This is a genomic window from Nocardioides sp. CPCC 206348 (genome assembly GCF_048654705.1).
GTDB lineage: Bacteria > Actinomycetota > Actinomycetes > Propionibacteriales > Nocardioidaceae > Nocardioides.
In genome coordinates this window covers 409-7,643 of record NZ_JBMCZA010000018.1, presented here as the reverse complement: position 1 = coordinate 7,643, position 7,235 = coordinate 409, and the positions used below count along the sequence as shown (strand labels likewise).

At 66.3% G+C, this 7,235-nt stretch carries 7 protein-coding genes; 2 read left to right on the top strand and 5 right to left on the bottom strand.

Annotated elements, in window-relative coordinates:
* Positions 1 to 46: 46 nt before the first annotated feature.
* Both ACOADB_RS00730 and ACOADB_RS00725 read right to left on the bottom strand, forming a co-directional pair.
* Positions 47 to 1,051, bottom strand: coding sequence for an NAD(P)H-dependent flavin oxidoreductase (locus ACOADB_RS00730; RefSeq protein WP_378596008.1), 1,005 nt, complete (start codon positions 1,049 to 1,051; stop codon positions 47 to 49).
* Positions 1,052 to 1,103: 52 nt separating this feature from the next.
* Complete coding sequence (locus ACOADB_RS00725) at positions 1,104 to 2,018, bottom strand: MBL fold metallo-hydrolase (RefSeq protein ID WP_378596007.1); 915 nt, start codon at positions 2,016 to 2,018, stop codon at positions 1,104 to 1,106.
* Positions 2,019 to 2,513: 495 nt separating this feature from the next.
* On the opposite strand from ACOADB_RS00725, the gene ACOADB_RS00720 reads away from it, so the two are divergent.
* Positions 2,514 to 2,837 carry a helix-turn-helix transcriptional regulator gene (locus ACOADB_RS00720; RefSeq protein WP_378596006.1) on the top strand — a complete coding sequence of 108 codons (324 nt, stop codon included), beginning with the start codon at positions 2,514 to 2,516 and terminating at the stop codon, positions 2,835 to 2,837.
* Positions 2,838 to 3,306: 469 nt separating this feature from the next.
* Here ACOADB_RS00720 and ACOADB_RS00715 read toward each other — a convergent pair whose 3' ends face one another.
* Positions 3,307 to 4,179: a hypothetical protein gene (locus ACOADB_RS00715; RefSeq protein WP_378596005.1), complete on the bottom strand. Its 873-nt coding sequence runs from the start codon at positions 4,177 to 4,179 to the stop codon at positions 3,307 to 3,309.
* A complete protein-coding gene (locus ACOADB_RS00710) occupies positions 4,109 to 4,795 on the bottom strand; it encodes a hypothetical protein (RefSeq protein ID WP_378596004.1) in 687 nt (228 codons plus the stop codon). The genes ACOADB_RS00715 and ACOADB_RS00710 overlap by 71 nt, the downstream gene beginning before the upstream one ends.
* 393 nt (positions 4,796 to 5,188) lie before the next feature.
* Here ACOADB_RS00710 and ACOADB_RS00705 point away from each other — a divergent pair, with 393 nt between their 5' ends.
* Positions 5,189 to 6,421, top strand: a complete 1,233-nt coding sequence (locus ACOADB_RS00705) for a tyrosine-type recombinase/integrase (RefSeq protein ID WP_378596003.1) — start codon at positions 5,189 to 5,191, stop codon at positions 6,419 to 6,421.
* Positions 6,422 to 6,485: 64 nt separating this feature from the next.
* Here ACOADB_RS00705 and ACOADB_RS00700 read toward each other — a convergent pair.
* A partial coding sequence (locus tag ACOADB_RS00700; RefSeq protein WP_378596002.1) for a hypothetical protein occupies positions 6,486 to 7,235 on the bottom strand: 750 nt, incomplete at its 5' end.

Genomic DNA, 7,235 nt, shown 5'->3' with positions numbered 1-7,235 from the left:
AAGATGCCATCGCTGACATCGTGCCGGATCGTCTGGAAGTCCATGCTCAGGCACCCGCTGATGTGTAGGTCCTGGCTCCCGACACTGCACGGCCGAGGCCGGCAACAATGCCGCGGGCCTCGTCCATGATGCTGTCGACGATCTCCTGGCAGCTCTGGACGGAGTCGATGAGACCCTGGGCCTGGCCGGCCCACCACATGCCGTCGTCCATGTCTCCATGGGTGAGCACGCGATCACGCCCGCGCTCTCCCGACGCGAGGTCTGCCACGTCGGCGAAGGTCGCGCCGGGCAGTGCGGAGCGACGCGCGATCTCCTCCGAAACCGGGTTGCGGGCCACCCGCGCGGTGTTCTTGAACTCACGGAAGACCAACTGGGTGGCTCGCTCGTCGTTGGCGACGATCTGATCCTTGACGTTCTGGTGGACCGGCGCTTCAGTGGAGGCCACGAAACGGGTGCCCATGTTGACCGCCTCCGCGCCCAGAGCGAGGGCAGCGACCAGGCCACTGCCCGTAGCGAAGCCGCCGCTGGCGATCAGGGGGATCCGGACCTTTCTCGCAGCTGCCGGAATGAGGACCAGCCCGGGAACGTCCTCGTTGCCGGGGTGTCCGGCGCACTCGAAGCCGTCGATGCTGATCGCGTCCACACCGATCGCTTCCCCCTTGAGTGCGTGCCGAACGGCCACCGCCTTGTGGATGACCTTGATGCCAGCCTTCTTGAAGGCCGCGACGTGCTCAGCCGGGTTGGCACCGGCCGTCTCGACGATCGTGATGCCGGAGTCGATGATCGCCTCGCGGTACTCGTCGTACGGCACGGGCTTCAGCGTCGGGAGAATCGTGAGGTTGACGCCGAACGGTCGGTCGGTCATGGTCCGACAGCGCGCGATCTCCTTGGCCAACGCTTCCGGGGTCGGCTGGGTGAGCGCCGTGAGGAATCCCAAGGCTCCGGCATTGGCCACCGGCGCGATGAGATCGGCGGTGCCGACGGCGGTCATTCCACCGCAGACGATGGGGTGTTCGATCCCGAACTCCTCGGTGAACCGTGTCGAAAACATGTAGACCTTTCATCGTGACGAGCCCTGTTGGACTCACGGAGTGCGCGGGAACTTACGATGCGGTCGGCTCGATCTCCGATGCTGCCTGGGCGGCCTCGCGGTTCTGGAGCACACTCGCAGCGGAGAACTGAAGGCTCCAGAGGTTGCCGTGGTGGGGGTACTTCTGAACCATGGCGGTGACCAGGCCCTCGATGTCCTTCGCAACCTCGTACGCAGCTGTGAAGTCGCGGATGTAGGCACGCGTCTCGGCGATCATCGTCTTGACCGCGTAGTCGTCGCCATCAGGCCTGCGGTGTCCGGCCACGATCATGCGTGGGTTCAGGCTCTCCACGAGGTCGATGGTCTCGAGCCAGTCCGCCCATTCCTCCGGCGTGGAGAGACCGAGCATCGGGTGGATCTCGTTGTAGACGGAATCGCCGGCAATCACGACGTCGATCTCGGGGACGTGCACGATCGAGGTGGGGTGGATGTCGGCCTGCTTCACCTCGATGATGTTCACCGGCGACCCGTCGACGAACAAAGTGCGTTCCTCGATCGGATCCGGGAGCGGCCCCGGCGTCACGCAGGCGTCACCGAAGAGCATTCGCCACTGCTCCGTGTGGAGCTCCATCTCCTGCTCCATGGCGGCCACCACATTGGGCATCGCCACGCACTTGGCGTCCGGGAAACGCTCGAGCAGGGGGCCGATTCCCGCATAGTGGTCGGCGTGAGCGTGGGTGACGTAGATCGTCGTCAACGACTTGCCCGTCCGCTCGATCAGGTCTCCAAGCTCGCGGACGTCGTCCTTCAGGTAGAGCGCATCGATCAAGATGGCCTCGGTCGGACCGCTGATGAGCGTTGCGCTGGTGGGCGAGAACGTACCGGTGATCATCTCGGGCCAGTCCGCCGGAATGTTCGGCCACCGACCGACAAAAACCGTGGCGCGGATCGGCGGAGCATCGGCGGGTGATCGTGTGCCATGGTCCACGGGGTACCTCCTGGATGCGATGTGTGGGTCGACCAGCAAGGCGTGGCGCCGGTCACATCCAACGTAGGAACGCGCGACGTCAGTGACGTAGGTCGAACTCGCCGCACACAGGTACAGAAATGACACGAGCCAAGTCAGGCCCACCGCCATTTACGCCGCGGCGTGCTGGATCTGAGAGCACATGTTGATCTCGGCGACCGTCGTGCTTCCCCGACTGACCGCTGGCGCTCAGCGTCCTCCTTGATTTTCACGACCGCCCGAGTGCCACACACCTCTTGCATTGTCGGAGCAGAAACGTCCGGCGGAATGCCTGAGCCGCTCGCTGAGTCCGGCGTCCCCCTCGGCGCCCGGCACCGCAGCCCCAGACAGAGCGGCGTTCCAATCGAGCAGCTCGCCGCCATCCTGTCGTGTCGGTGATCGCACCCACCACATGTGACTCCTTTGGAGACCCAACAGTGGTGCAACCGGCACCCACGGGATCAGGACGAGACTGCGATGAGGAACGACGAGCACCGACAGGAACAACCAACCCTCTGGGACGAGCTGCCACCGCGGCCAGCGCCCAAGGCTGCGCCGCGTCTACGAGCTGCGCCACCCTCGCCACGACCGATTGCTCCTAGGCGAACCGCGGGCGACGGCACCGGCGAACGTCTCTTGACCGCCGCGGATCTGGCCGAATACCTCGGCGTACCGGTCAAGACCATCTACACGTGGCGCGCCAAGGGCCAAGGCCCGAAAGGGTTCCGCCTAGGCAAACACCTTCGGTGGCGGGTCGCAACGGTCTTGGCGTGGTCACTCGACCAGGAACAGAGTCAATGACCCTCGAGAGGGTCTGCCCGCGATGCGGCAGGCGGTTCCTGGTCACGGACCAACCCAAAGCGGGACGTCCACGCCGTTGGTGCAGCAACGCCTGCCGTCGGCTCGCGTCCGAGGAGCGACGAGCCGCCGAAGCCGGCCATACCGCCGTCACGTTCATCAAGGAAGCCACCAGCCTCGATGAGCACGTTCGTGCCGTCCTGGACTCCCCTGGTGCGTGCCGACGCATCCTGCGCGAACTCACCGACCGCGACGCCCGGGGTGCATTCAAGGAGGCGAAGTGGAGCAGCGTCGCCGACGAGCTGGAGCGCCTTCGTCGTCCCCGTCCAAGTACGCGCTGGCGCCGCTGAGGATTACGCCGGACGGAACCCGACCGACAATGCACCAGGTGTGTGGCACTTCCTCCTCGTGTTGGCGCGCCAACATGGTGGCCGCCTGGTCAGCGACGGCTGCAGGTGGGCTGCCGTCCGAGTCAGACCTCGTCAGTGAGGATCCCCAGCGCTGTTTCGGCGTCGATGCGGGGCTGGCCGGTCAGCACGGTCCAGAAGATGTCGTCCGGCGTGAGCCGGGTACGCAGGGACTGGAGACGGGATCGATCGGAACCAGTGAAACCCTCGCGCTCGGCGAACGGGTCGTCGATGCAGGCGAGCAGGGCCACGGCGTCGCGCAGGTGGCGCTCGGGGTCGCGAGAGTCGGTCTTGTAGGCGGCGGCCTTCAAGATAAGGGCGCCGAACGCGCCGGGTACCGAGACGGTGGTGATGGTTCCGGGCTCGATCTCCAGACGTGCGTTGATGGTGCGTCGCAGCGCCTGCGTGCCGCCCTCGATGCGGACCATGTCGCGCCCGGCGAGCCGCTCGGTGACCTTCGGAGCGTGGTGGTCGGAGATCAAGACGTCGACCACCTCCTCCGAATCCTCCTCGGACCCATCGGCAACCAGATCGATCGTGCTGGTGCCGCGGTAGAAACGGTGCGCGGTGTTGTCACGCGGATCGACCGTCGAACGCAGGTTGTAGCCCAGGGAGCGCAGCGCGGCCGCCGTCTCGGCGGCGACGCCGCGGGAGGTCTCGACGTGCAGCACGATGTCAACATCGTTGGTCGGGCGCACGATCCCCAGTCCGTAATGGATGGAGTGCAACTGGGCCATCAAGCCGCCGACCAGCGTCCACTTGTCGGCCGGCAGCACCGCAGCGATCTCCGCGACGTTCGGCCACGGGCCTGGCCAACCACCCGTGGGGGCGGCGATTTCGATGCCGGGGCGCACGATGCCCGGATCCTTATCGTCTGTCATTCTCGCGGAACAACTCCAACCGGCTGACCAGCGCTTGCTCTCCCACACCACGTTCACGCGGGTCGAGAGAGGTGGCGGCGTCGACCGCGGCGAGCGTTCTGTTGAAGGCTGCCAGGTACTTGATGAAGTCGATGTCCCAGTAGGTGTAGCGCAGGGTGATGGACCCGGTGGCGTCCTCGACCAGCCGGTGGCGCCGCACAAGGTCCGCGATCCGGTCTGCATGGATGTAGCCGTCTACGACTGCGTCGTCCTCGATGAGCCCGAGCCGCTGACGGCCGGGGACGACGAGCTCCTCGCGGACGCGCTCGATGACGGAACGATGGCCGGACCAGGTGCTCACGGTCGCGCGGTCGCGCAGCCGGAGAGCCAGCTCAGTCGGGTCGGTGATGTCGCGCAGGGCAGCGCGGAGCCGGTATCTCTGGACATCGCCGAGGCCCAACGGGGCCGCGTTCGAGAGCATTGCGACAGCTCCCCAGGCAGTGTTCTCTGCCCAGGTCCGGGTCCGGCCCGAGCCACGCTCGGCGCGGTAGCGCTCCACCGAGGTGCGGTCGAAGATGCCGCGCGCGACGCGGGTGATGGATCCCGCCTCGGCCAGGCCGCGGACCTGGCGCGCCTCGACGCCCAAGAGACCGGACACCTCCTGGGTCGTCAGGAAGTCCCCCCTGATCGCCATAACAGAATATTGCCTCTTCCGGTGGTTATCCGTAAAGCGGTCACGGGCTACCCACTCCGATGTATCCCCTGAAGCCCGGTGAATTGCAGAGATTCCACACGCTCCGTTGATCGCTCGAGGGCCCTTTCGGTTCCTAGGTGAACATCAAGGTGTCGTGGGCGGCGGATCGCCGACCCGGAAGTTGGAGGTGGCCAGATGGAAACGGTGGAGCAGATTCTCACCAGCGGCGAGGTGGCGCGGTGGATTCGGGTGTCGGAGTCGACACTGTGTCGGTGGCGGCAATCCGGGATAGGTCCACGTGTCACCTGGATGACACCCACTTGTCCTCGTTACCGTCGCCGCGACGTCGAACAGTGGCTCTCACGAGCGTCCTGATCGGGCGGATCGACCCACATGATCGAGAAGACTCCCAGCGGTCGCTTCAGAGCGAGGCTCAAGAGCGGACGGCAGTTCATCGCCAGCCGCACCTTCGACACCAAGCGCGAGGCAAGCGAATGGTTGTCGCGGGAGAAGGCAGCCCTCGCGGGTGGGATCGATCCCCGCGCGGGACGCCGCCAGGTGAGGACGCTGCTCGAGGAGTGGTTGGTCGTTCGTGAGTTCACCGTCGCCGCGAAGACCTATCGCAGCGACCAGGCCCTGCAGCGGTTGGTGCCGACGAGCATGCAACTCATGCACGTGGCGGCCGTGTCAGAGCGGGAGGTCGCGCGCTCGTTCGAGCAGTTGATCCAGCGGGGGCTCAGCGAGCGCTCGGTGATTCGGTACCGCGCGAGCCTGTCCACGTTCTTCGCATGGTGTGTGCGGGAGAAGGCCGTGGTCCGCAATCCGGTGACCACGACGAAGGTCCCCCGGTCCTCGGAGGAGCCGACCGAGATGCGGCCGTGGACCGAGGCCGAGCTCGAGGCCACCTACGAGCGGTGGAAGGCACGCGACCCGCAGTTGGCTGACGTCCTGCTCGTGCTGGGTTGGACCGGGATGCGGTGGGGTGAGGCGCGCGCCGCGCTGGTCGAGGACGTGGTCGACGTGCCGACATCAGGGCTGCTGGTGCGCCGCTCGCAGTCCGAGGGCGGCGCCGTCAAGGCCACCAAGGGACGCCGCGGGCGGCGTGTGCCGGTGGCCGATCGTGTCTTGCCGATCATCCAGCGCATGGCGGCGGGCAAGGAGCCCACCGATCTCTTGGTCACCACCGCGGGAGGTGCTCAGTTGCATCGCAATGCGGTGTTGCGCACGGTCAAGTGGGAGGAGACCGCTGGAGGACGGCGTATCCACGACCTGCGCCACACCGCCGCGTGCCTGTGGCTCGCGCGCGGCGTCGACCCCGGAACCGTCCAGGCGTGGATGGGACACGAGTCGATCGCCACCACGAACCGCTACCTGCACTTCCTCGGTACCTCGGCGGACCAGGCCGGACTGGACCGGCTGAACGATCCAAGCCGCGGACCCGCCCCGAAGCCGGACACGGCTCGGGGGGACGCTGCCGCGCAGGCGCGGGGGGACGTGCGGGACGCAAGCGACGGCATCATCGCGGAGTCATCGGACGCCCTCGGCCGGAGCACGCGGCAGACACTCCGCGGGTCCCCGACCGGGCGGAGGTACGCCGGGGGTACGCGAGGCAGTCCTTCGTGGTGAATCCCGTCCGCGGAGGCCCCCACACCGGATAACGCGAGAACCGGCAGGTCAGACTCACTCAGGCTCAGCCGTGGGTGTCTAGCCATGACCGAGGGACCATGTTTGCCTTCTGGGCGAAGATCACCACATCGGCCTTGGTCGTGTTGCCAACGACCTCGGCTCGCACAGCAGCGACCTTTCCCACTGCGGCCAGGTGGTCTACTAGGGGCCGCAGATTCGCGGTCTGTGTTGGGCTGAGGACGCCGACACGCTGCCCTCGGAGCCGGACTTCCATGATGTCGATCGTCGAACGTGATCTAGCCTCCTCCACAACGTGAAGTGTTGCTGCGACGGAGTGTCCGTGATCGGGGATGACATGTCGCGCGAGGACCTCCATGTGCTCGTCTTCCTTCGCGACTTGGATCGCTGAACCGACGGGGAGGACGGCGTGCGGGACGGTTGGCAGATAACCCACTGGTGGCATGAGCCCGCCCGGCTCGGGCAGCCGCAGCGTGACCCGCGCGCGGACACCGTCGCGGTCGATGCGTGCCCACTGTCGAGAGGTGAAGGTCAACAACCGGCCAGCAGCGGCGGCTTCTGCGATCGCCCGGTGATACGTCGGCGCGTCGCCACGCTCCAAATAACCGACATGATTTCCGTCGACGTAGACCGCGACAGCGTTTTGATCGAAGGGATTCGTGGGCGCTGCAACAAGTACGGCGTCCAGTCGCAACTCCTGCCCGCCACTTCCGGCCATGACGGCACTATCGGAGTTGTCGCGGAAGAGTTGCTTGATTCCCTCCGGATAGTAGGACTCGCCTGCCACTTCAAAGCT

What these genes read in the sequence shown, in the direction of transcription:
- ACOADB_RS00710 (WP_378596004.1), bottom strand. Translation starts at nt 4,795, where the DNA reads ATGGCGATCAGGGGGGACTTCCTGACGACCCAGGAGGTGTCCGGTCTC.
- ACOADB_RS00720 (WP_378596006.1), top strand. Translation starts at nt 2,514, where the DNA reads ATGAGGAACGACGAGCACCGACAGGAACAACCAACCCTCTGGGACGAG.
- ACOADB_RS00705 (WP_378596003.1), top strand. Translation starts at nt 5,189, where the DNA reads ATGATCGAGAAGACTCCCAGCGGTCGCTTCAGAGCGAGGCTCAAGAGC.
- ACOADB_RS00730 (WP_378596008.1), bottom strand. Translation starts at nt 1,051, where the DNA reads ATGTTTTCGACACGGTTCACCGAGGAGTTCGGGATCGAACACCCCATC.